General features: G+C 72.7%; 17 protein-coding genes, 3 tRNA genes and 3 pseudogenes. 9 read left to right on the top strand and 14 right to left on the bottom strand.

The window, feature by feature from the left end:
- Window positions 1–19: 19 nt before the first annotated feature.
- The gene (locus tag O7625_RS14390; RefSeq protein WP_282346467.1) at window positions 20–745 is read right to left on the bottom strand and encodes a lysophospholipid acyltransferase family protein; all 726 of its coding nucleotides are present in this window, start codon (window positions 743–745) and stop codon (window positions 20–22) included.
- A gap of 128 nt (window positions 746–873) precedes the next feature.
- Between O7625_RS14390 and cofC the strand changes: the two genes are divergently transcribed.
- From cofC to O7625_RS14370, 4 genes and pseudogenes are all read left to right on the top strand, one after another.
- The gene (gene cofC, locus O7625_RS14385; protein ID WP_282346465.1) at window positions 874–1,548 is read left to right on the top strand and encodes a 2-phospho-L-lactate guanylyltransferase; all 675 of its coding nucleotides are present in this window, start codon (window positions 874–876) and stop codon (window positions 1,546–1,548) included.
- 22 nt (window positions 1,549–1,570) lie between these two features.
- Window positions 1,571–1,768, top strand: coding sequence for a cold-shock protein (locus O7625_RS14380; RefSeq protein ID WP_067311649.1), 198 nt, complete (start codon window positions 1,571–1,573; stop codon window positions 1,766–1,768).
- 318 nt (window positions 1,769–2,086) lie between these two features.
- A pseudogene (locus O7625_RS14375) lies at window positions 2,087–4,153 on the top strand (RNA degradosome polyphosphate kinase); the annotation flags it as partial.
- Between the two features lie 137 nt (window positions 4,154–4,290).
- Window positions 4,291–5,175, top strand: a complete 885-nt coding sequence (locus tag O7625_RS14370; protein ID WP_282346462.1) for an NUDIX hydrolase — start codon at window positions 4,291–4,293, stop codon at window positions 5,173–5,175.
- Window positions 5,176–5,233: 58 nt separating this feature from the next.
- Here O7625_RS14370 and O7625_RS14365 read toward each other — a convergent pair whose 3' ends face one another.
- From O7625_RS14365 to leuC, 3 genes are all read right to left on the bottom strand, one after another.
- The gene (locus tag O7625_RS14365) at window positions 5,234–6,001 is read right to left on the bottom strand and encodes an HU family DNA-binding protein (RefSeq protein ID WP_348774004.1); all 768 of its coding nucleotides are present in this window, start codon (window positions 5,999–6,001) and stop codon (window positions 5,234–5,236) included.
- A gap of 172 nt (window positions 6,002–6,173) precedes the next feature.
- Window positions 6,174–6,761, bottom strand: coding sequence for a 3-isopropylmalate dehydratase small subunit (gene leuD / locus O7625_RS14360; RefSeq protein ID WP_067311662.1), 588 nt, complete (start codon window positions 6,759–6,761; stop codon window positions 6,174–6,176).
- A gap of 15 nt (window positions 6,762–6,776) precedes the next feature.
- Window positions 6,777–8,219: a 3-isopropylmalate dehydratase large subunit gene (gene leuC, locus O7625_RS14355; protein WP_282346456.1), complete on the bottom strand. Its 1,443-nt coding sequence runs from the start codon at window positions 8,217–8,219 to the stop codon at window positions 6,777–6,779.
- Window positions 8,220–8,268: 49 nt separating this feature from the next.
- On the opposite strand from leuC, the gene O7625_RS14350 reads away from it, so the two are divergent.
- Window positions 8,269–8,955, top strand: coding sequence for an IclR family transcriptional regulator (locus tag O7625_RS14350; RefSeq protein ID WP_067311668.1), 687 nt, complete (start codon window positions 8,269–8,271; stop codon window positions 8,953–8,955).
- A 680-nt stretch (window positions 8,956–9,635) separates the two neighbouring features.
- Here O7625_RS14350 and O7625_RS14345 read toward each other — a convergent pair.
- The 4 genes from O7625_RS14345 to O7625_RS14330 form a co-directional block, all read right to left on the bottom strand.
- Window positions 9,636–9,711 (bottom strand) — tRNA-Glu (locus O7625_RS14345).
- Between the two features lie 505 nt (window positions 9,712–10,216).
- Window positions 10,217–10,289 (bottom strand) — tRNA-Glu (locus tag O7625_RS14340).
- 139 nt (window positions 10,290–10,428) lie between these two features.
- Window positions 10,429–10,500 (bottom strand) — tRNA-Gln (locus O7625_RS14335).
- A 106-nt stretch (window positions 10,501–10,606) separates the two neighbouring features.
- Complete coding sequence (locus tag O7625_RS14330; RefSeq protein ID WP_084261425.1) at window positions 10,607–11,410, bottom strand: fumarylacetoacetate hydrolase family protein; 804 nt, start codon at window positions 11,408–11,410, stop codon at window positions 10,607–10,609.
- Between the two features lie 553 nt (window positions 11,411–11,963).
- Here O7625_RS14330 and O7625_RS14325 point away from each other — a divergent pair.
- The 3 genes and pseudogenes from O7625_RS14325 to O7625_RS14315 all read left to right on the top strand — a co-directional run bounded on the left by O7625_RS14325 (window position 11,964) and on the right by O7625_RS14315 (window position 14,581).
- Window positions 11,964–13,133: a hypothetical protein gene (locus tag O7625_RS14325; RefSeq protein ID WP_282346452.1), complete on the top strand. Its 1,170-nt coding sequence runs from the start codon at window positions 11,964–11,966 to the stop codon at window positions 13,131–13,133.
- A gap of 63 nt (window positions 13,134–13,196) precedes the next feature.
- Window positions 13,197–13,568: pseudogene (locus O7625_RS14320) on the top strand (3-methyladenine DNA glycosylase); the annotation flags it as partial.
- Window positions 13,569–13,951: 383 nt separating this feature from the next.
- Window positions 13,952–14,581, top strand: a complete 630-nt coding sequence (locus O7625_RS14315; RefSeq protein ID WP_282346450.1) for a hypothetical protein — start codon at window positions 13,952–13,954, stop codon at window positions 14,579–14,581.
- A gap of 245 nt (window positions 14,582–14,826) precedes the next feature.
- On the opposite strand, the gene O7625_RS14310 is transcribed toward O7625_RS14315, so the two are convergent.
- Entirely contained in the window at window positions 14,827–16,221 is a 1,395-nt protein-coding gene (locus O7625_RS14310; protein ID WP_282346448.1) for a recombinase family protein, read from the bottom strand.
- A 43-nt stretch (window positions 16,222–16,264) separates the two neighbouring features.
- On the opposite strand from O7625_RS14310, the pseudogene O7625_RS14305 reads away from it, so the two are divergent.
- Window positions 16,265–16,537, top strand: a pseudogene (locus O7625_RS14305) (3-methyladenine DNA glycosylase); the annotation flags it as partial.
- Window positions 16,538–16,690: 153 nt separating this feature from the next.
- Here the strand turns inward: O7625_RS14305 and O7625_RS14300 are convergent.
- The 5 genes from O7625_RS14300 to O7625_RS14280 all read right to left on the bottom strand — a co-directional run bounded on the left by O7625_RS14300 (window position 16,691) and on the right by O7625_RS14280 (window position 21,592).
- Window positions 16,691–17,881 (bottom strand): cellulose binding domain-containing protein, encoded by a 1,191-nt coding sequence (locus O7625_RS14300; RefSeq protein WP_282346446.1) that lies wholly within the window; start codon window positions 17,879–17,881, stop codon window positions 16,691–16,693.
- A 305-nt stretch (window positions 17,882–18,186) separates the two neighbouring features.
- The gene (gene arfB, locus O7625_RS14295) at window positions 18,187–18,612 is read right to left on the bottom strand and encodes an alternative ribosome rescue aminoacyl-tRNA hydrolase ArfB (protein WP_282346444.1); all 426 of its coding nucleotides are present in this window, start codon (window positions 18,610–18,612) and stop codon (window positions 18,187–18,189) included.
- Between the two features lie 135 nt (window positions 18,613–18,747).
- Window positions 18,748–19,611 (bottom strand): trypsin-like peptidase domain-containing protein, encoded by an 864-nt coding sequence (locus O7625_RS14290; RefSeq protein WP_067311022.1) that lies wholly within the window; start codon window positions 19,609–19,611, stop codon window positions 18,748–18,750.
- A 53-nt stretch (window positions 19,612–19,664) separates the two neighbouring features.
- The gene (locus O7625_RS14285; protein WP_282346442.1) at window positions 19,665–20,624 is read right to left on the bottom strand and encodes a VWA domain-containing protein; all 960 of its coding nucleotides are present in this window, start codon (window positions 20,622–20,624) and stop codon (window positions 19,665–19,667) included.
- Window positions 20,621–21,592 (bottom strand): DUF58 domain-containing protein, encoded by a 972-nt coding sequence (locus tag O7625_RS14280; RefSeq protein WP_282346945.1) that lies wholly within the window; start codon window positions 21,590–21,592, stop codon window positions 20,621–20,623. The genes O7625_RS14285 and O7625_RS14280 overlap by 4 nt, the downstream gene beginning before the upstream one ends.
- Between the last annotated feature and the right edge of the window lie 3 nt (window positions 21,593–21,595).

Genomic DNA, 21,595 nt, shown 5'->3' with positions numbered 1-21,595 from the left:
CACCGGTCGATCCACTCGCTCATTCGGTCACCTCGGGTTTGTGCGGACGGGCGGGACGTTCCCACAGCGGCGGGGGTGTGCCGCCCCGGATGCCGGCAAGCAGGTCACGCAGAGTCAACATGATCTGGTCGGTCATCTCCTCCAGCACCACCCGGCTGGGGGCCTCCCCGGTCCACCGGCTCAGGTCGACCGGCGGACCGGCCACCACCGTCACCGGGGTCCGGGGCCGCAGGCCAACCCGGCGGGTACGCGGGTCGAAGAGCCGTTCCGGCCCCCACATCGCCACCGGGACCACCGGTGCGCCGGTGGCCAGCGCCAGCCGGGCCGCCCCGGTCTTGCCCTTCATCGGCCACAACTGCGGCTCCCGGGTGATGGTGCCCTCCGGATAGATGACCACCGCGCCACCGGCGTCCAGCGCGGCGACCAGCCGGTCCAACGACCTGACCGCGACGGAGGTCTCCCGTTCCACCGGGATCTGCCGGCAGCGGTGCAGGATCCAGCCGACCACCGGCACCCGGAACACGCTGGCCTTGCCGAGGAACTGCGGCCACCGGCCGGCGTCGTAGATGAAGTGCGCGCAGACCAGCGGATCGGTGTGTGAGAGGTGGTTGGGGACGATGATGACGCCGCCGTCGGTGCGCAACCGCTCGGCCCCGTGCCAGGTGCGCCGGGTCCAGGCCAGCATCACGGGCTTGACCAGCACCACGGCGAACCGTCGCCAGAAACCCAGTCTGCGCCGTGTCACCCGTGCCTCCTCGTCACCCGCCCGCGCGCCGCAGCCCCACCGTTGCGTGCCCGCAGCGGAAATCATGCCTGCTCGTCCCGGGTACGGCCAGTGAGGGTACCGCCGTCGGCGCTGGCAGGATTGTCGACGTGGGCCGAGCGAGGTGGGTGGTGGTGGTACCGGTCAAGCGGCTGCGTGCCGCCAAGAGCCGGCTGCGGGGCGCGCTGCCGGCCGTACCGCACGAGGAGCTGGCGCTGGCCCTGGCGGCCGACACGGTCGGCGCGGCGCTGGCCTGCCCGGCGGTGGCCGGGGTGCTGGTGGTCACCGCCGATCCGCGGGTGGCGGCGGCGGCCGGCGCGGCGGGCGCCCGGGTGGTGCCGGACCGGCCGGACGCCGGGCTGAACGCCGCCCTGCGGCACGGCGTCGACGCGGCGGTCACCGACGGTGACCGGCGGACCTGGGTGGCCGCCCTCACCGCCGACCTGCCGGCGCTGCGCCCGGCCGAGCTGGCCGCCGCGCTGCACGCGGTCACCACCGGCCCGCCCGGGGTACGCCGGTTCGTGGCCGACGCCCCCGGCACCGGCACCGCGCTGCTCGCCGCGCCGCCCGGGGTGCCGCTGGACCCCCGGTTCGGGGTCGGTTCCGCCGCCGCGCACCGGGCCTCCGGGGCGGTGCCGCTGGCAGGTCCGTGGCCGAGCCTGCGCCGGGACGTGGACACCGCCGCCGACCTGGCCGACGCGGCCCGGCTCGGCCTCGGCCCGGCCACCCGGGCGCTGACCGGCGTCGCGGTCGGCCCGACCGGACCGACCGCTCCCCCGGGTTGAGACACCGGTGTACGGTGCTGGCATGCAGGGCACCGTGGCGACCTTCGACGCGTCGACCCGCACCGGCGTGCTGCTCCTCGACGACGGCACCGAGCTGCCCTTCCCGGCCCGCGCCTTCGACGCCTCCGGGCTGCGCCTGCTCCGGCTCGGCCAGCGGCTCCGGGTGGAAACGGATCCGGACGGCGGGGTCGTCCGGGTGACGTTGCCGACCATGGCCTGAACAACCCGGCCCAAGTTCATTTTGCGTTAACCAGAATCGGGTGATTATGAGCGGGTGAGCACCCCTCGCGAGCACCCCACCAGCCCGTCCACCGCCACCGACCCGACCGGCTCCCGCAACGGCACCCGCCGCCGGGGTGCCTCCCGCACCCGACGGGCCGCCGAGGACGTCGCCGCCACCGCACCCGACTCCCCCGCCGCCAGTGCCGCCGGGGCCTCCGCCGGCCTGGACGAGGTGCTCGACACCGGCGACCGGCCCACCGCCGACGACGTGCCCGCCGGGGCGGGGTCGACCGCCGACGACGGCCCACCCGTCGTCGAGCCGCTGCCGGCCGACCGGTTCCTCAACCGGGAGCTGTCCTGGCTCGACTTCAACGGCCGGGTGCTGGCGCTGGCCGAGGACCCCGGCACGCCGCTGCTGGAACGGGCCAAGTTCCTGGCCATCTTCGCCAGCAACCTCGACGAGTTCTACATGGTCCGGGTGGCCGGGCTCAAGCGGCGGCTCTCCGCCGGCCTGCCGGTACGCGGCGGTGACCGGCTGCCGCTGCGCACCCAGCTGGAGCGGATCACCGAGTGCGCCGCCGGGCTGGTCGCCCGCCAGGCCGCCTGCTTCGTCGACGACCTGCTGCCGCGGCTCGCCCGGGAGGACATCCGGATCACCCGCTGGGCCGAGCTGGACGACCCGGAGCGGGAACGGCTGCGCACCTACTTCCGGGAACACATCTTCCCGGTGCTCACCCCGCTCGCGGTGGACCCGGCGCACCCGTTCCCGTACATCTCCGGGCGGTCGCTGAACCTGGCCGTGGCGGTCCGCGACCCGGACGGCGGCTCGGAGCTGTTCGCCCGGGTGAAGGTCCCCAACAACGTGCCCCGCTTCGTCCGGGTCGGCCGCGACCAGCCGGGGCTGCGGATGCTGCCGGTCGAGGACCTCATCTCGGTGCACCTGGGGCAGCTCTTCTCCGGCATGCAGGTGGTCGAGTGCCACCTGTTCCGGGTCACCCGCAACGCCGAGGTGGAGGTCGACGAGGACCGCGACGAGGACCTGCTCCAGGCGTTGGAACGGGAGCTGGCCCGGCGGCGCTTCGGGCCCCCGGTCCGGCTGGAGGTGGCCGCCTCCATCTCCGACCACATGCTGGAGCTGCTCGTCCGCGAGCTGGACATGGACGACCACGACGTGCTGCGGGTGCCCGGCCTGCTGGACCTGTCGGCGCTGTGGCAGCTCTACGGCGAGGCGGACCGCCCCGACCTCAAGGACAAGCCGTTCGTGCCGGCCACCCATCCCCGGCTGACCGAGGGCGAGGTGCCGCGCAGCGTCTTCGCCACCCTGCGCGACGGCGACGTGCTGGTGCATCACCCGTACCACTCGTTCGCCACCAGCGTGCAGCGCTTCGTCGAGCAGGCCGCCGCCGACCCGAACGTGCTGGCCATCAAGCAGACCCTCTACCGCACCAGCGGGGACTCCCCGATCGTCGACGCGCTGGTCGACGCCGCCGCCGCCGGCAAGCAGGTGGTGGTGCTGGTGGAGCTGAAGGCCCGCTTCGACGAGGTGGCCAACATCGGCTGGGCGCGCACCCTGGAACGGGCCGGCTGCCACGTCGTCTACGGCCTGGTCGGGCTCAAGACGCACTGCAAGACCGCCCTGGTGGTGCGCCAGGAAGGCAACCAGATCCGCCGGTACTGCCACATCGGCACCGGCAACTACCACCCCAAGACCGCCCGACTGTACGAGGACTTCGGCGTGCTCACCGCCGACCCGGAGATCGGCGCGGACCTGACCGACCTGTTCAACGTGCTCACCGGGTACAGCCGGCAGACGGCGTACCGACGGTTGCTGGTCGCCCCGCAGGGCATCCGTAGCGGCCTGATCGAGCGGATCGAACGGGAGATCGCCCACGTCCGGCTGGGCATGCCGGGGCTGGTGCAGTTCAAGGTGAACTCGCTGGTCGACGAGGAGATCACCGACGCGCTCTACCGGGCGTCGCGGGCCGGCGTCCACGTGGACCTGCTGATCCGGGGCATGTGCACACTGCGGCCCGGGGTGCCGGGGCTGTCGGAGAACATCCGGGTCCGCTCGATCCTCGGTCGGTTCCTGGAACACTCCCGGATCTTCCGGTTCGGCAACAACGGCGACGCCGAGTTCTGGATGGGGTCGGCCGACCTGATGCACCGCAACCTCGACCGCCGGGTGGAGGCGCTGGTGCAGGTCAGCGACCCGGTCGCGCGGGCCGAGCTGGACCAGGTGATGGGGTACGCGATGAGCCCCGAGGTGGACGCGTTCGAGCTGGCCGGGGACGGCACCTGGACCCGGCGTACCGGCACCGCCGAGGAACCGCTGCACGACCTCCAGGAGCTGCTGCTGCGCCGGGTGGGCAGCTCCGCCGGCTGACCCCCGGGCGGCGGTCCAGTTCCGCCGGCTGCCCCCGGGCGGCGGTCCAGTTCCGCCGGCTGCCCCCGGGCGGCCGTCCGACGGGCCGGGCGGGCGGGCGACCGGTGCCACCCGCTCCCCGGACGTAGGGTGACCAGATGACGGAGGAGGACGCGACCGGTATCCGGGCGGCCGGTGGGGTGGCCTGGCGGCCGTCCGGGCACGGCGGGGTCGAGGTCTGCCTGGTGCACCGGCCCCGCTACGGCGACTGGTCGCTGCCCAAGGGCAAGCTGGAGGCCGGCGAGCATCCGTTGCTGGCCGCCGTCCGGGAGGTGGCCGAGGAGTCCGACGTCCGGGCGGTGCCGCAGGTCCGGCTGCCCAGCGTGCGGTACCGCAGCGAGGGGCGGCCCAAGGTGGTCGACTACTGGTCGATGCGGGCGGTGGACACCGGCGGCTTCCAGCCGGACACCGAGGTCGACGACGTGTGCTGGCTCGACGTCGACGCGGCGGTCGGGCGGGTCAGCTACCCGCACGACGCGCAGGTGCTGACCGCGTTCGCCGCGCTGCCCCCGGTGACCGGCACGGTGGCGCTGGTCCGGCACGCGCACGCCGGCCGGCGGGCCACCTGGTCCGGCCCGGACACCGCCCGGCCGCTGGACGCCGAGGGCGTCACCCAGGCCCGGCGGCTCGCCCCGCTGGTCGCCCTCGTCCGGCCGGTCCGGCTGCTGTCGGCCTCGCCCCGCCGCTGCGTGCAGACCCTGGATCCGGCGGCGGCCCTGCTGGACCTGCCGATCGAGGTGTGCGGGGACTTCGACGAGCCGAAGCCGGGTCAGCAGGTCGACGAGTGCGCGCTGGCCGCCGCCGGCCGGCTGACCACGCTGGCCGCCACCGGGGAACCGGTCGCGGTGTGCAGCCAGGGCAAGGTGATCCCGGGGGCGTTGGCCCGACTGACCGGGCGGGAGGACGACTTCGGCACCGCCAAGGGCGGGGGTTGGCTGCTGGCCTTCGCCGCCGACCGGCTGCTCGCCGCCGACCGCCTCTGAGGGCACGGGAACGGGCGCCCACCGGTGTGGTGGACGCCCGTCGGGTCGTACCCGGAATTCACCGCTTGGCGGCGGTCCGCTTCGCCGGCGCCTTCTTGGCGGGCGCCTTCTTCGCGGTGGTGGCCTTGGCCGCCGTGGACTTGGCCGCGGTGGTCGTCTTCTTGGCCGCCGTGCTCCGGGCGGTGGTCGACGTGGCCGCCGCGGTCTTCTTGGCCGGAGCGGCCTTCTTGGTGGCCGCCTTGGTCGCGGGGGCGGCCTTGGTGGCCTTGGCCGCGGCGGTCTTCCGGGCGGCGGTCGCCGTGGTCTTCTTGGCTGCCGTCGCCGTGGTCTTCCTGGCGGCGGTCGCCTTGGCACCGGTCGCCTTCGCCCCCGTCGCCTTGGCACCGGTGGCCTTGGCACCGGTCGCCTTCGCCCCGGTGGCCTTGGCGGCGGTGGCCTTGGCGGCGGTGGCCTTGGCCCCGGTCGCCTTGGCACCCGTCGCCTTCGCCGTGGTGGCCTTGGCCGCCGCCGTGGTGGTGGTCTTCTTCGCCGGAGCGGCGGTCTTCGGCACCTTGCCGGTGGCCACCATCTCCTTGAAACCGGCGCCCGGCTTGAAGGCCGGGACGGATGTCTTCTTGACCTTCACCGCCTCACCGGTACGCGGGTTGCGCGCTGTTCGCGCCGCCCGGACACGCTTCTCGAACGATCCGAATCCGGTGATCGCCACTTTGTCGCCCTTGGTGACCGCCGCCTGGACCTCGGCGAGGACCGCGTCGAGCGCCGCCGTCGCCGACTTGCGGTCCCCCAGGCGAGCGGCGAGCGCCTCGATGAGCTCGGCCTTGTTCACGACTTCCTCCCGATTGTGCAACTGACTCGACGCGAGCCATTCTGCGCGCACCGTATGCCCTGTGCTGCCTGGACACAAACATTCGGCGGAAAAAAGCCCTTGTGTCGTAACGGATTCGCCCCCACCGGATGAACCGGTGGGGGCGAAAACCGTACGGAAATCGGTCGTACGGCTAGCGCACGGCGGGGGTGAACGACGGCCGACCCGCCTCGTACGCCTCGATGTCGGCGAGGTGCCGGAGGGTGAGTCCAATGTCGTCCAGGCCCTCCATCAGCCGCCAACGGCTGTGGTCGTCGAGCGGGAACGACCAGGTGTACCCGCCGACCCGGACCTCGCGGGTGGTCAGGTCGACGGTCACCGGCGTGGTCGGGTCGGCTTCCACGAGTTGCCAGATCTGCTCGACCGCGGCCGGTTCCAACTCGACCGGAAGGAGCCCTTCCTTGAGCGAGTTGCCCCGGAAGATGTCACCGAACCGGGGGGAGACGACCGCCTGGAAACCCCAGTCGCGCAGTGCCCAGACGGCGTGCTCGCGGGACGACCCGGTGCCGAACTCCGGCCCGGCCACGAGGATCGAGGCACCGGAATAGGCCGGGTTGTTGAGCACGAATGCCGGGTCCTCCCGCCACGCGTTGAACAGACCGTCGGCGAATCCCGTCCGGGTCACCCGCTTGAGGTACACGGCCGGGATGATCTGGTCGGTGTCCACGTTGGAGCGACGCAGCGGCACGGCGGTGCCGGTGTGGGTGGTGAACTTGTCCATCTCTCGGCTGCCCTTCTACAGGTCGGCGGGGGCGGAGAGCCGGCCGGTCACGGCCGTGGCGGCGGCGACCTGCGGCGACACCAGGTGGGTACGCCCACCCCGGCCCTGCCGGCCCTCGAAGTTGCGGTTGGAGGTCGATGCCGAACGCTCGCCGGGCTTGAGCGTGTCCGGGTTCATGCCCAGGCACATCGAGCAGCCGGCGAACCGCCACTCCGCACCGGCGTCGGCGAAGACCTTGTCCAGCCCCTCCGCCTCGGCGGCCTCCCGCACGGCGGCGGAACCCGGCACCACCAGCATCCGTACCCCGTCGGCGACCCGGTGGCCGCGCAGCACGTCGGCGGCGGCCCGCAGGTCCTCCAGCCGGCCATTGGTGCAGGAACCGACGAAGACCACGTCGACGGCGACGTCCCGCAGCGGCGTCCCGGGGGCGAGGTCCATGTACTCCAGCGCCCGGCGCGCGGCGGTCCGCTCGGCGTCGGTGGCGAACTCCTCCGGATCCGGCACGGCCGCGCCCAGCGGCGCACCCTGACCGGGGTTGGTGCCCCAGGTTACGAACGGGGTGATCCGGCTCGCGTCCAGGGTCACCTCGGCGTCGAAGGTCGCGCCGTCGTCGGTGGGCAGCGTCCGCCAGTAGGCCAGCGCCGCGTCCCAGTCCGCCCCGGCCGGCGCGTGCGGCCGACCCTTGAGGTACGCGAAGGTCGTCTCGTCCGGCGCGATCAGCCCCGCCTTGGCGCCCCACTCGATGGACATGTTCGCCACCGTCATCCGGCCCTCCATCGACAGCGCCCGGATCGCCTCGCCCCGGTACTCCACGATGTGGCCGCGCCCACCGCCCGTGCCCACCTGCGCGATCAGCGCGAGGACCAGGTCCTTGGCGGTGACGCCGGGGCCGAGCTGACCGGTGACGTTGACCGCCATCGTCTTCGGCCGGGCCTGCGGCAGGGTCTGCGTGGCCAGGACGTGTTCGACCTCACTGGTGCCGATGCCGAAGGCCAGCGCACCGAACGCGCCGTGGGTGGCGGTGTGCGAGTCGCCACAGACGATCGTCATACCGGGCTGGGTGACGCCCAGCTGCGGGCCGATCACGTGCACGATCCCCTGGTTCTCGTCGCCCAGGGGGTGCAGCCGCAGGCCGAACTCGGCGCAGTTGCGGCGCAACGTCTCGATCTGGGTGCGTGACGTCGGGTCGGCGATCGTCAGCAGGTCACCACGGCGCAGCCGGAACGCGGGATCGTCGTACCCGGTCGGGGTGTTGTGATCCTCGGTCGCGAGCGTGAGGTCGGGACGACGGACCTGTCGACCGGCCAACCGCAGCCCGTCGAACGCCTGCGGGCTGGTCACCTCGTGCAGCAGGTGCAGGTCGATGTAGAGCAGGTCCGGCTCGCCCTGCGCGGTCCGTACGACGTGTGCGTCCCAGACCTTCTCGGCCAGGGTCCTCGGTTGAGTGACTCCCACCATCTGGACATCCTAAATTCTGGGAGGTAAATTTCGGCTTGTGGGACACAGTATGAGCGGTGTCGGCGTCCTCGACAAGGCGGTAGTCATCCTGGCCGCCTGTGTCGACGGCGCGAGTCTGGCCGAACTCGTTGAACGCACCAAGCTGCCCCGAGCCACCGCACACCGGCTGGCCCAGGCACTGGAGATCCACCGGATGCTGGTCCGGGACACCCAGGGGCGGTGGCGCCCCGGCCCCCGGCTCGGCGAGCTGGCCAACGCCGCCCCGGACGTCCTGCTGACCGCCGCCGAGCCGCTGCTCGCCGCGCTGCGCGACGCCACCGGGGAGAGCGCCCAGCTCTACCTGCGCCGGGCCGACGAGCGGGTCTGCGTGGCAGCCGCCGAACGGGCCAGCGGCCTGCGGGACACCGTGCCGGTCGGCTCCGTGCTGCCCATGACGGCCGGCTCAGCGGCGCAGATCCTGCTCGCCTGGGAACCCCCCGAGGCCGTCATGCCGCTGCTGCCCCGGTCCAAGTTCACCGGCCGCACCCTCGCCGAGGTACGCCGCCGGGGCTGGGCGCAGAGCGTCGCCGAACGCGAACCCGGTGTGGCGAGCGTCTCCGCCCCCATCCGGGACCGCACCGGCCGGGTGATCGCCTCGATCAGCATCTCCGGCCCGATCGAACGCCTCGGCCGCCGCCCCGGCGAACGCCACGCCATGGCCGTCGTCCGCGCCGGCCAACGCCTCTCCGGCCTCTGAACCCACCCGCACCCCCACCTGCTCCACCCCGCCCCTCCGCGCTCCACCCCACCCGTCCGCTCGATCCCGCCCGTCCGCTCCACCCCACCCGTCCAGCACGCTGTCCACGCCATCCCGCCCGTCCACCCCCACCACTCCCGCTCCATCCCGCCCGCCGCTCCTTCCCGCCGCCCTCTCGCACCCCCGCTCGGCAAACCCCCACACCCGACCCGGTTGATCAAGAGATTTGCGTCAAACCCTCAGTTGATCAAGAGGTTTGCGTCAAACTCCCTGGTCGATCAAGAGGTTTGCGTCAAACCCCCACGTTGATCAAGAAGTTAGGGTCAGGCTTGAAGATCAACCTGACGTAAACCTCTTGATCAACGGGGCTGACGGCGGGAACGGCGGGAACGGCAGGGGTGACGGTGGGAACGGCAGGGGTGACGGCGGGAACGGCAGGGGTGACGGCGGGAACGGCAGGGGTGACGGCGGGAACGGCAGGGGTGACGGCGGGAACGGCGGGGGTGGGGTGCGGGGGCGGCGGGCGGATCGGGGTGGAGCACGGGAATGGCGGCTGGGGTGGATTGCGAGCGGGGCACGAGGGGGTGGATGCCGGGAAGGGCGAGAGGAGTGGGGCGCCGGGGCCGGTAGATGGCGGAACGGCGATCGGCCCGTCTCGTGGGCGAGACGGGCCGATCGTGTGGTAGCCCCGACCGGATTCGAACCGGCGCTACCGCCTTGAGAGGGCGGCGTCCTGGGCCACTAGACGACGGGGCCAGGCACTTTTCCTGCTTCACCGCCCAACGGGGCGGTGTGGCAGTAGTCTAACGGCACCCGCACCCGGTGCCCGCAACCGGGGTGGGCCGCCCTGGGGTCGACCAAGGGGCGGCGGCGCACCACCGACGGGAAGCACCGCGCGACGGGGAACGCCGCGAGGGAAGCACCTCGACCGCACCACCACGGGCAACACCACGAGGGAAGGCCCCCGACCGCACCGCAACGGGCAACACCACGTGGAGGCACCTCGACCACACCGCGCCGGGGGCACCTCGACCACACCGCGCCGGGGGCACCGCGAAGAAGCGCCGCGCCGGGGAGCACCACGGAGAAGCACCTTGCCGGCGCACAGTACGACAGGCGGTACCGCGAGGGAAACATCTCGACGGAGCACCGCAACGGGCGGCACCGGGCGCGCTCCGGGAGGGCAGGGCGTCTCGGGACGGGGAGCACGTCGGACACGAAGAAGCCCGCCCCAACCGGGTGGGACGGGCTGTCAGCGTTGTAGCCCCGACCGGATTCGAACCGGCGCTACCGCCTTGAGAGGGCGGCGTCCTGGGCCACTAGACGACGGGGCCAGAACATAGCTTGTGCTTCCCCACCCGGCAGGGCGGGGAAGCTGCACTCTATCAGAGATCGACTTCTACCCCGTGCGGGGAGGGAGTGGAACTCCGTCAGAATCCAGCGTCCACGGATTCGGGTGAACCCGTGGTTGCGCTGGGGTACCAGGACTCGAACCTAGACTAACTGAACCAGAATCAGTTGGGCTGCCAATTACCCCATACCCCATTGGCCCCTTGCGGCGCCGGGATGGAACTTTACCCTCCCCGCGCCAACAGGCCAAATCCGATCCCCCCAAACCGCCATTGAGCTGCGGAAACAGGGTTTCGGACGGTCAGCCGACCGGCACCACCGAGTTGGTGAGTTCGCCGATCCCTTCGATCCGTACGGTGACCGTATCCCCATCGGTGAGCGGACTAACCCCGGCCGGGGTGCCGGTCAGCACCACGTCCCCGGGGAGCAGCGTCATCACGTGCGAGATGTACGACACCAGGGCCGGCACGTCGAACACCATGTCCTTGGTCCGGCCGAGCTGGCGTACCTCCATCTCGTCCGGGTTGCGGCCCACCTCGCAGCGGACCTCCAGGTCGGTGACGTCGACGTCGGTGGTGATCCAGGGGCCGAGGGGGCAGAACGAGTCGAAACCCTTGGCCCGGGTCCACTGTCCGTCGGACCGCTGGAGATCCCGGGCGGTCACGTCGTTGGCGCAGGTGTAGCCGAAGATGGCCCGAGCGGCGGTGGCCCGGTCGACCCGGCGGGCACCGGGTGCCCCGATCACCACGGCCAGCTCGGCCTCGTGCTCGACCTGCTTGCTGAAGACCGGCAGCCGGATCGCGTCCCGGGGGCCGATCACCGAGGTGGACGGCTTGAGGAAGAGCAACGGCTCCGTCGGCACCTCGCTGCCGTGCTCGGCGGCGTGCTCGGCGTAGTTACGCCCGACACAGACCACCTTGCTGGGCAGGATCGGCGAGAGCAGCCGCACGTCGGGCAGTGCCCAGCGGGCACCGGAGAACTGGAGCTGCCCGAACGGGTGGCCCTCGATCTCGGCGATGGTCAGACCCTGTGGCCCGCCCTCCGCCTCCCCCTCGACGACTCCGAACGACATTCCCTTGGCATGAGCGAAACGAGCGATACGCACCCGGCCAATCTATCCCCACGACGCCCGGCCCGTCGGCCGCCGGGCGATCGTCGGCGCAGCTTAGGGCACCGGTCGCCGCTGCGGGCGGGATTCGACGCTTCGTACCCGGGCGGAGGGTCCGCGCCCCTAGCGTCGGCGTCGGAGGTTCGTTGGTATGCCTGCATCGAGACGACACCACAGGGTCCTCGCGGTCTTCGTGAACTGCCTGGGCATTCTCGCCGCCGTACCGGCGCTGCCCGGTCCCGGAGCGAACCCGGCGACCGCAACGGCGACACCGGCGGCAGCAACAACGACACCGGCGGCAGCAGCGGCACCGGCAACGCCGGCGGCGGCAGCGGTGGCACCGGCGGCAGCAACGGCGGTACCGGCCAGAGCGCCGAACCCGACGACGGCACCGGCGGCGGCAACGCCGGTTGCGCCGACGGCAGCGGCGGCACCGACAGGGGCAGCGCCGGTCGGGGTCGCGGCCCCGCACCGGGCCGCGACGGCCGCGCCCGGGGTGGCGGCCAGCGGCGCGGTGATCCCGGTCACCCCGTCGGTACCCGCCCCGGGGATGACCACCGCCGGCAACCCGGGTGTGCCCCGGCCGACACCGCAGCTCACCGTCGCCGTGGCACCCGCCGCGACCGCGGTGCCCGGCTACCGGATCCTGGTCCGCAACACCGGCGGCTCGGCGGTGCAGACCATGGTGCGGCAGGAGCTGCCGGCCAACACGTCGACCACCGCGGTCAGCGCGGGCGGGCTGGCCACCCGGCCGCGCGGCTCCTCCGGCGGCGGGGAGGTCACCTGGCGGCTCGTCGTACCGGCCGGGGCGACCCGGACCCTCGACACCGCCCTGGCGGCCACCCCGCCCGGCCAGGAGCTGACCGCGCCGGCCTGCGCCTACACCAGGGACGGCGACCAGCCGTACGACTGCGCGACCGCCACCTGGCGCAGCGCGGCGGCCCCCGAGGCCGCGGTGCCCGCGACGCCGGTCTGGCGGCAGCCCCTGATCCTGCTCGGCGCGGCCCTGGTGGTGCTGGCGCTGCTCGTCGGTGGGCTCTGGTGGCGGCTGCGGGCCCGGCGGCGGGTCAGCGGCATCGCGCCGAGCGGCACCGCCCCGACGGCGGCCGGCACCACGCCGTACGTCGGTGGGCCGGCGGCCCCGGGCGGCGGGACGGTGTATCCGCGACCCGCCACCCCGGGACGGCCCGGGCGGCCCCGCAGCCCGTCGGTGTGGCTGGTGGTGGGGGTCGCCGCGACCGTGCTGGCCGGGGTGGTCTCGGTGGCCGCCTGGACGGCCACCCGGCAGGTCGCCGCGATCGACACCAGCAAGCAGCCGACCGCCGGGGCGTGGACGGGTACCACCACGACCGGGTCCGTCGGCACCCCGCTGCGGGAGAAGGCGTTCGAGTTCACCGTCTACCGGGTGGCCTGCGCCACCGCGCAGGCGGCGAGCCAGCGGTGCCAGGCCACCGTCGGGGTGCGCAACGTCACCCCGGAGCAGCAGAGCTGGCACGGTCAGCTCCAGCGGGCGTACCTGCCGGGCGGGACCTGGGTCAGCACCGACGAGGACGCCACCCGGCTGGCGAACCTGGGCCGGGACGTCTTCGCCGAGCCGGTCTCGGCGGGCAGCCGGGTGGTGCTGCCGCTCGTCTTCACCGTGCACGGGATGCAGAAGCCGGAGCAGTTGGAGCTGCGCAGCGGGGTGTTCTCCGCCGGGGTCCGGGTGGCCGTGCCCTGATCCGCCGACGGGCGGCGGTCGTGTCCCGACGGGGTGACCGGGCGGCGGTCGTACCCTGAGGGGGTGACCGCCGCCCTCGTTCCCGCCGCCCTCGACGCGGCTGACTGGCAGGCCCGGCGGGCCGCCCACCAGGCGCGGGTGGCCGCCTGGCTGGACCCGCACCTGGCCCGTCGCCGCACCGGCGGCCGGCACCCGGTGGAGGACTTCCTCTTCACCTACTACTCGTACCGGCCGGCGCAGCTGCGCCGTTGGCACCCGGGCGTCGGCGTGCTGCTGCGCGACGCCGACCCGGCCGAGTTCGGCCCCGACTACCGCGCCGACCCCGCCGGGGTCACCCTCGCCACCGACCGGGTACGCGGCCGACGCGCCGAGTCGATCGCCTGGATCCGGGAGCTGCTGGTGGCCACCGCCGGACGACCGGCGCACCTGGGCTGCGCGCTGGAGCAGCCGGGTTGCCTGCACGCCAACATGGACCTGCGTAAGCGCAACTCAGGCACCCATCACAAGTGGGGGGTATGCAAGCGGCACGAAGCGGACAACAAGGGTCCGAACCGTTGACCAACATCCCCGCCGCAAGCTGGCTTCCCCTCTTGGAAGCTCACGAGAAGCGCGCCGACTCCCTTACCGCAGGCCACCGCGCCCGCAAGGCCACGAGGGAGCGCCACGCGATCGATGACTTCTTGTACGACTACTACGGCACCCGACCCTCCGTGCTCCGACGGTGGCACCCCGGCGTGGGCATCTCCTTGGAACCGGGACCGCACGGCTCTGCCCCACACCGGCAGTGGCGTTGGTATGCCACGGACGCGGACGGGATCGTGAGCTTCGACGTCGCAGCGTTCCTTGCCGACCGGGCTGAGTCGGTACGCTTCATCCATCGACTGTTGTCCGCCATCTCGCCGCGACCAGCCTTCACTGGCTGCTTCGGCCTGCATGAGTGGGCGATGGTGTACCGCCAACGCGAGCATCGGCATCCGCTCCCCCTGCGACTTGGGCAAGAGGGAACTGACGCGGTAGTCGAGTCTCACCAGATCCGCTGCACGCACTTCGATGCGTTCCGGTTCTTCACCCCTGACGCAGTCAGCCTCAACCGGCTCCAACCAACGAGGGAGAGCCAGGTAGAGCTTGACCAGCCGGGCTGCTTGCATGCCTCGATGGACTGCCACAAGTGGGCAACCAAGCTAGGCCCTGCGGTTCCGGGGGATCTGGCGCTCGACTGCTTCGAGTTGGCGAGGGACATCCGGCTGCTCGACATGCAGGCGTCCCCGTACGACTTCTCCTCCTACGGGGAACCGGCGGTGGCCATCGAGACACCCGAGGGCAAGGCCGAGTACATCGCTCGTCAACGCGAGTTCTCGCAGCGCGCGGGCCGACTACGCGCCCGGTTGATCGATGTGTGTGCATCGCTGCTTGAGGGAGCGGAGCCACCGGCAAGGATGGGGGCATGACCCCCTGAGACACCCTCTCCGCACCGCTACGTCATAGCATCCGCCATCTTGCCCCGGTTCCAAGGTTGCCCAGGAGCGGGGATCTGGCTCTTGACCTGGGAAGAGAGCGCTGGCCCGCCAGCCATAACAGGGTTCGAACGGCCCCTGCGCTCCCTGTGTTCATGTGTCGGCGGAGAATCCGAGGATCAGGAGTCCGAAGATGGGCACCTTCGGGGCGCTCTCCCCGGTTCGGTTCCTCCCCTGGGTCAGATGCTCGCAACCTGCGCGGGGTCTCCCGCCCTGAACAACACATCGACATGCCGCTCATCGGTGCGGCGGACGCCACGCCCCTTCTGACGGAGACGACAGCTCACGACAACCGCCAGGATCAGGGACCGCCTGCGGTCTACATCCAACCCGTCCCAGTGACGGCGCACCTGCTCGTCCGTCATCCCGGTGACGCCCTTGACGGCGCTGTCACTCCCCAGCTGGGATAGCTGATCCTCCAACTCATCCACCCGACTGCGCATGGTCTGGGATGCAGTCAGGAACTGCGATCGCGTAACGAGTCCGGCAGCGTAGTCGGTGGCCAGATCATCGAGCCGTGACCGCAGGCTCCCCAGCTCGTCCCTCATCTGCTGAGCAGGCAGATCGTCCTCGCTCTGCTCGAACGCTTCCGCGAACTGCGGCGCGGTCAGGAACCGGATCACCCGATCGCTGACCATGGTGTCCGCCTCGTCCTGACGGTGGGATACGCAGTGCTTGAACTTGCACTCATAGACGGCGTAGCTACCCTCCTCGCCCTTGCGCCCACGCCACGCCGTGCGGATGGGGCCACCGCACTTGGCGCAGATAGCGACGCCCGTCAGCAGGCTGCGACGGGGACCGCCACCACCAGCCTTACGGGCAGGAGAGTTGAGCACACGAACAGCGGAACGGTAGATCTCCTCGGGTACCAGGGGCTCCCAGTTACCAGGGCCGACCTCATCCCCCGCGTACGTCCGGATAGCGCAGTTCCTGGCAGACATGAGGAGCTGACGAACAGTTGCTCCCGCCCATCTCCTCCCCCGGGTGGTGAGCATGCCCTGGCGGTTCCACTCGTCAGCGATCGACAACAGGGAGCGCCCCGCCAACAGATCCTGGTACGCACGCTGGACGGCCTCGGCTTCACCACCACGAGGTGTTCCGTCGCGCTCATATCCGAAGGGCCGAGCAGACCACCAGGGCCTGCCCTGGGAAGCGCGCTGCGTGGCTGCCAGACGCTGACGAGCAGCCTTCTGCTGACCCTCGAACTGGGAGAACGCCGTGACCACGTTCGCCATCAGGACGCCTGTCGGGTTGCTCAGGTCCAGCATCCCTGCGGTCACGGCGTGGACGGGTACGCCGTAGCTGATCACCCGGTCCAGCTCACGGGTGAGGCGGACGAGCCGGTCGAGATGCCAGACGATGATGGCGTCCGGCTTCGGGCTCAGGGTGAGAAGCTTCTCGAACGCCGGCCGGACCCGGCCGGTCGTGGCACTGATGCTGTTGTCGATCAGCTCCCGCGTCACCGTCCAGCCCTGACGAGCTGCCAACTCCCGGCAAGCTTCGAGCTGCCGATCAACGCCCAGCTCGTTACCCAGCTTGTCCAGGCTGAGCCGTGCGTAGATGACAACGTCCATCCCTGCGTTCCCTCCCTCAAATTTGCCTGGGGTAAGAATACGCATGGACCTCTACAAGTGGGCGTACAAGCTCTCCCCGCTGGTCGCCTCGGAGCTGGTCGCGGACTGTTTCGCGCTGGCCCGGCGGATCCGGGCGCTGGACATGCGGGCCAGCCCGTACGATCTGGCCGCCCTCGGCTATCCCCCGGTCCGGGTGGAGACCCCCGAGGGGCGGGCCGAGTACGCGGCGGCGCAACGCGACTTCGCCGGGCAGGCCGCCGTGCTCCGTGCCCGGCTGCTGGCCGCTCTGGACCTCGCCGGGACCGTCCACAGCTGACCGTCCGACGCACGCCTCGACTGCCGGCTGCCCGCCCGTCTCCTGCATGATCACGCTCGAACCACGAAGTAGTGGCCTCCGTCGTCCGGGAGGCCACTACTTCGTGGATTCAGCACGATCTTGCGGGTCTTCTTCGGCGAATGGGTGGACCGGTCAACTGGCGGTGCAGGTCGCCGTCGGGGCGGTGGCGGTGCCGGTGTTGGTGCCGAGGAACCCGAAGGTGGCCTCGGCTGCCGGGGCGAGCGCGCCGTTCCAGCCCACGTTCCGGGCGGTGACCGCGCTGCCGGTCTGGGTCAGCTCGGCGTTCCAGGTCTGGGTGATCTGCTGCCCGGCGGGCAGGGTGAAGGTGACCCGCCAGCCGGTGGTGCGCGCGGCGCCGGTGCTGCGCACTGTCACCTCGCCCTGGTGCCCGCCCTGCCACTGGTTGGTGATCCGGTAGGTGGCGGTGCAGGCCACCCCGGCGGGCGGCGAGGTGGTCGGCGGGTCCACCGTGGGCGACCCGGTGGGGCTGACCGTGGGGCTGGGCGTCGGGGTGGGTGAGGTGGTGGGGCTGCCCGTCGGGGTGCTGGTCGGGGTGGGTGAGGTGGTGGGGCTGCCCGTCGGGGTGCTGGTCGGGGTGGTGCCGCCGAGCGCGGCCACCAGCGCCGGGTACCACCGGTCGGACATCTTCTGGTCGCCGGCCGCGTTGGGGTGCACCCCGTCGTAGGTGTCGGTGGTGGTGCTGAAGCCGGTCCACTGGTCGACCACCACGATCGGCGACGCGGCGGTGGTCTTCCCCGCGGCCCAGCCGTCGATCACGGCGTTCAGGGCGACCGCCCGCTGCCCGCACTCGGCGCAGCTCGACGGGGCCATCGGGATGATCTTGGCGACGATGATCCGCATCGCCGGGTTGCTGGCCCGCATCTGGTCGACCAGCCTCGAGTACGCGGTGAGGATGGTGGCCGGCGCGATGTTGCTCCACACGTCGTTGGTGCCGAAGTGCATCAGCACGATGTCGGGGTGGGTGGCGGCGAGCCAGCCGGGCAGCAGGTTCTGGTTGGCCACGTTGGTCACCAGGTAACCGCCGTGGCCCTCGTTGTCCCCGTCGTACGGCTGGCCGCAGCCCTGCGGACCGAGGGTGCCGACGAAGTCCACGTTGGTGTGTCCGGTGGACTGGAGACGGTTCCAGAGGATGGACCGCCAGCAGCCGGGCGAGCCGGTGATCGAGTCGCCGAGGGGCATCACCCGCAGTGGGGTGGCCGCGGCGGGCCGGGCCGCCGGAGCGGCGACCAACCCGACGAGCAGGGTGAGGGGGACGGCCGCGAGCGCGGCGAGCAGGGCGGAGAGGAACGGCTTTCGGAGCATGCTGAGGGGACTCCTGTCACGTGACGGCGTGCGGTCGGTGACGGCCCGGTTGCTCCCACCCACATCTCAGCAGACCGGGTGGCCGCGACTCAACGCCCTCCCGCATCCTGGCGAAGCGCTTCGACGCGGGGCGGCACCCCGGGAGGATCATGATCGTCTACAGGTGGGCGACACGACACGCCGTGCCGGCTGCACGTGAGACGTAGTGGATCACGATCTCCCGCACCGCATCCGCCGAGGAACAGCCGCCCGGGGTCGGGCCACCGGGGCCGTGCGGCGGGGCACTGGCGGTTGGCTGTGAAGGCTCAGTCGCCGTCGGCCCGCCGGTCCCGCTTGCGCTGCGACTGGCGTTTCTTGTCGGCCAGGCGGCGTTCCTTGGCACCGCGCGAGGGCCGGGTGGGCCGGCGGGGTGGCGGCGGCGGGGCGACGGCTTCGCGCAGCAACGCGGCCAGCCGCTCCCGGGCCGCCTCCCGGTTGGCCAACTGCGCACGGTGCTCGCTGGCGGCGATGGTGAGCACCCCGTCGACCAGCCGGCCGGCGAGCCGCTCCAGCGCCCGTTCCCGCAGCACCGGGGGCAACCCGCTGGTGCCGGCCAGGTCGAAGCTCAGCTCGACCCGGGAGTCGGTGGTGTTGACCCCCTGCCCGCCGGGGCCGGACGAGCGGGAGAACCGTTCCCGCAGCTCGGCGGCGGGCACTGTCCACCGGTCGGTCACCCGCAGTCCGTCGTCCACCCCGCGAGGCTAACGCCCCCGGCCGACGCCGCGCGGCGCGGTCGCCGCCGGGCCGGGGCCACCACACCCGCGCGGGGCACCGAGGCCCCGGCGCGGTCACCAGGGGCGCGGGCCGCCGCAGCCGACCGCGAGGACTCAGCCGCCCTTGCCGATGATGGTGTCGGCGGTCTGCTGCACCTGGTCGATGGGGATGGCGAAGCCGATGCCGATCGAGCCGCTGCCGTCGATGGTGGCGATCGCCGTGTTCACCCCGACCACCTCGCCCCGGGCGTTGACCAGCGGCCCACCGGAGTTGCCCGGGTTGATCGACGCGTCGGTCTGCACCGCGCTACGCCGGCTGGTGCCGAGCCGTACCTGCCGGTTCAGCGCGCTGACGATCCCGGCGGTCACCGTGCCGGCCAGGCCGAGCGGCGAACCGACCGCGAGCACCGGCTCGCCGACCCGGGTGGACCGGGGCTTGGCCAGCGGCAACGGGGCCAGCCCGGCGGCCGACGGCACCTTGAGCACCGCCAGGTCGCTGCCGGGTTCGCGACCCACCACGTCGGCGGCGTACCGGCGACCGTCCGGCATCTCCACGGTCACCGCGCCCCCACCCCCCTTGGCCAGGATGTGGTCGTTGGTGACGATGTGCTGCTCGTTGTCGATGGCGAAGCCGGAGCCGGTCGCCGACCGCCCGGCGGCACCCCCGCCGACCAGCACGGACACCACCCCCGGCACGGTCTTCTGGGCGGCGGTGACCAGCTCAGCCGGCACCGGGGCGGCGGAGGCCGCCGTCGACCCGGCCCCGTCCTGACCGGCCACCCAGCCACCGGCCGCCGCGCCGGAGACGGTGGAGAGGGCGACCACCGCGGCGGCGGTCCACAACCGGCCCCGCCACCGTCGTCGGGACGGGTCCTCCCCCGGCCCCGGCACGTCCCACCGGTGCCGGCCGTCCGGTCCCAGGTCGGGTGAGAGGAACCAGGGGCCCCGGGGCTCCCCCAGACCGGTCTGTACTGCCATACGTCCGCTCCTCACTGTGCGCTGCGACGGACAGGGGCCACGCCGTCCCCACCTCAGGGGAGGCGGGAGAACCAGCGCATCGATCCGGCCGCCGCCCCCATGGCGAAGACCAGCCCGAGCCCGATGAACCGGGCGGAGATGTCCTGACGTTCCTTGCGGTAGCCGACCGAGGAGCCGATGTCCTCGTAGACGTCGCGCAGTTCGGCGCTGCTGCCCGCCTCGTGGAAGCCGCCCCCGGTCTCGTCAGCGACCGCCCGGAGGGTCTGCCCGTCGACCGGCACCTGGATCGGCCGGCCACCCCGGTCGACGAACCCGCCCGGGGTGCCGAACGAGATGGTGTGCACCGGCACCTTCGCCGCGACGGCCGCCGAGGCCGCCTCCATCGGGTCCGCGCCGGAGGTGTTCGCCCCGTCGGAGAGCAGGATGACCCGGGCCGGCGGCGGTTGCTTGGCCGCCTTCTCGTCGAGGCTCTTGACCGCGCCGAGGGAGGCGCTGATCGCCTCGCCGATGGCGGTGCCCTGGACCCCGGTGATCCCCTCGGCGAGCCGGTCGATCCCGTCGTGCAGGGCACCCCGGTCGGTGCTCGGCGGCACCAGCACCGCCGCGCTGCCGGCGAACGCGACCAGCCCCACGTTGAACTCGTCCGGCAGCCCGTCGACGAACGTCCGGGCGGCCTCCTTGGCGGCGGTCAGCCGGTCCGGTTCCACGTCGGTGGCGAGCATCGAGGTGGAGACGTCCACGGCGACCATCACGGTGGCCCGTTCCCGGGGCACCCGCACCTCGGCGGTGGGCCGGGCGAAGCCCACCACCAGCAGCGCCAGCATGGCCAGGAACAGGCCGGCGGGCACGTGCCGCCGCCACGCCGGTCGCTGCGGGGCGACCCGGTCGAGCAGCCGCAGGTTGGTGAAGCGGACCGCGTACCGGCTGCGTCGGCGCTGGGCCAGCAGGTAGCCGGCGGCCAGCGCGGCCACCCCGAGCAGCAGCAGCAGCCGCAGCGGTGACTGCCAGTTCACGCGACACCGCCCCGGGTGGCGGCGGCCGCCGTGGCCAGCCGGCGCTGGGCGTACACGTGCCGCACGATGTCGGCGGTCCAGTCCCGGTCGGTCCGCAACGCCAGGTGCCCGGCCCCGCTGCGGCGCAGCACCCGGGCCACCTGGGCGCGTTGCGCGGCGGCGGCGCTGGCGTACCGGCGGCGCAGCGCCGGATCCCCGGTCCACACCTCACGGCACCGGCCGCTCTCCGGGTCGACCAGGGTGACCAGGCCGACGTCGGGCAGTTCCAGCTCACGCGGGTCGGTGATCTCGACCGCGAGCACCTGGTGCCGGGCGGCGAGCCGGCGCAGCGCCGGCTCCCAGGGGGGCGGGGCGTCGTGCCCGTCGGGAAGCCCGTCGAGGAAGTCGGAGACCACCACCACCAGCCCCCGCCGCACGGCGACCCGGGGCACCGCCGTAAAGGCCCCCGCCAGGTCGGGGCCGGTCGGTGCGGCACCGGCGTCCGCCCGGGGGGCGTGCAGCAGCGCGCGGAGCAGCCGCAGCAGATGGGTACGCCCGGAGCGGGCCGGGAACCGGCGCAGCCCGTCGGTGCCGAGCACCAGTGCGCCGAGCCGGTTGCCGGTCCCGGCGGTGAGGAAGCCGACCGCGGCGACGGCGGCCACCGAGAGTTCCCGTTTGTCCAGCTCGGCGGTGCCGTACTCCATGCTGGGGCTGGCGTCGACCAGCAGCCAGGTGGTCAGCTCGCGGTCGGCGTCGACCTCGCGGACGTGCGGGACGGTGGTCCGGGCGGTCACCGCCCAGTCCATCCGGCGTACCTCGTCCTCGCCGGGGCGGTACTCGCGGCTGCCGGCGAGTTCGCTGCCGGGGCCGGGCAGCAGGCCGCGCAGCTGGCCCTGGAGCAGCCCGTCGAGCCGGCGGGTGACGGTGAGTTCGAGCCGGCGCAGCCGCTGTGCGGGGGCGAGGTCGGCCAGTGTCGGGTCGGCCGGCACGGA

The sequence above is a fragment of the Micromonospora sp. WMMD714 genome (assembly GCF_029581315.1).
Taxonomy (GTDB): domain Bacteria; phylum Actinomycetota; class Actinomycetes; order Mycobacteriales; family Micromonosporaceae; genus Micromonospora; species Micromonospora rifamycinica.
The sequence above is the reverse complement of the archived record's forward strand: the minus strand, read 5'-3'. Positions and strand labels throughout refer to the sequence as shown.

Coding starts and splice junctions, on each gene's coding strand:
- O7625_RS14380 (WP_067311649.1), top strand. CDS start 1,571: ATGCAGGGCACCGTGGCGACCTTCGACGCGTCGACCCGCACCGGCGTG.
- O7625_RS14370 (WP_282346462.1), top strand. CDS start 4,291: ATGACGGAGGAGGACGCGACCGGTATCCGGGCGGCCGGTGGGGTGGCC.
- leuD (WP_067311662.1), bottom strand. CDS start 6,761: ATGGACAAGTTCACCACCCACACCGGCACCGCCGTGCCGCTGCGTCGC.
- leuC (WP_282346456.1), bottom strand. CDS start 8,219: ATGGTGGGAGTCACTCAACCGAGGACCCTGGCCGAGAAGGTCTGGGAC.
- O7625_RS14350 (WP_067311668.1), top strand. CDS start 8,269: ATGAGCGGTGTCGGCGTCCTCGACAAGGCGGTAGTCATCCTGGCCGCC.
- O7625_RS14325 (WP_282346452.1), top strand. CDS start 11,964: ATGACCACCGCCGGCAACCCGGGTGTGCCCCGGCCGACACCGCAGCTC.
- O7625_RS14310 (WP_282346448.1), bottom strand. CDS start 16,221: ATGGACGTTGTCATCTACGCACGGCTCAGCCTGGACAAGCTGGGTAAC.
- O7625_RS14300 (WP_282346446.1), bottom strand. CDS start 17,881: ATGCTCCGAAAGCCGTTCCTCTCCGCCCTGCTCGCCGCGCTCGCGGCC.
- O7625_RS14290 (WP_067311022.1), bottom strand. CDS start 19,611: ATGGCAGTACAGACCGGTCTGGGGGAGCCCCGGGGCCCCTGGTTCCTC.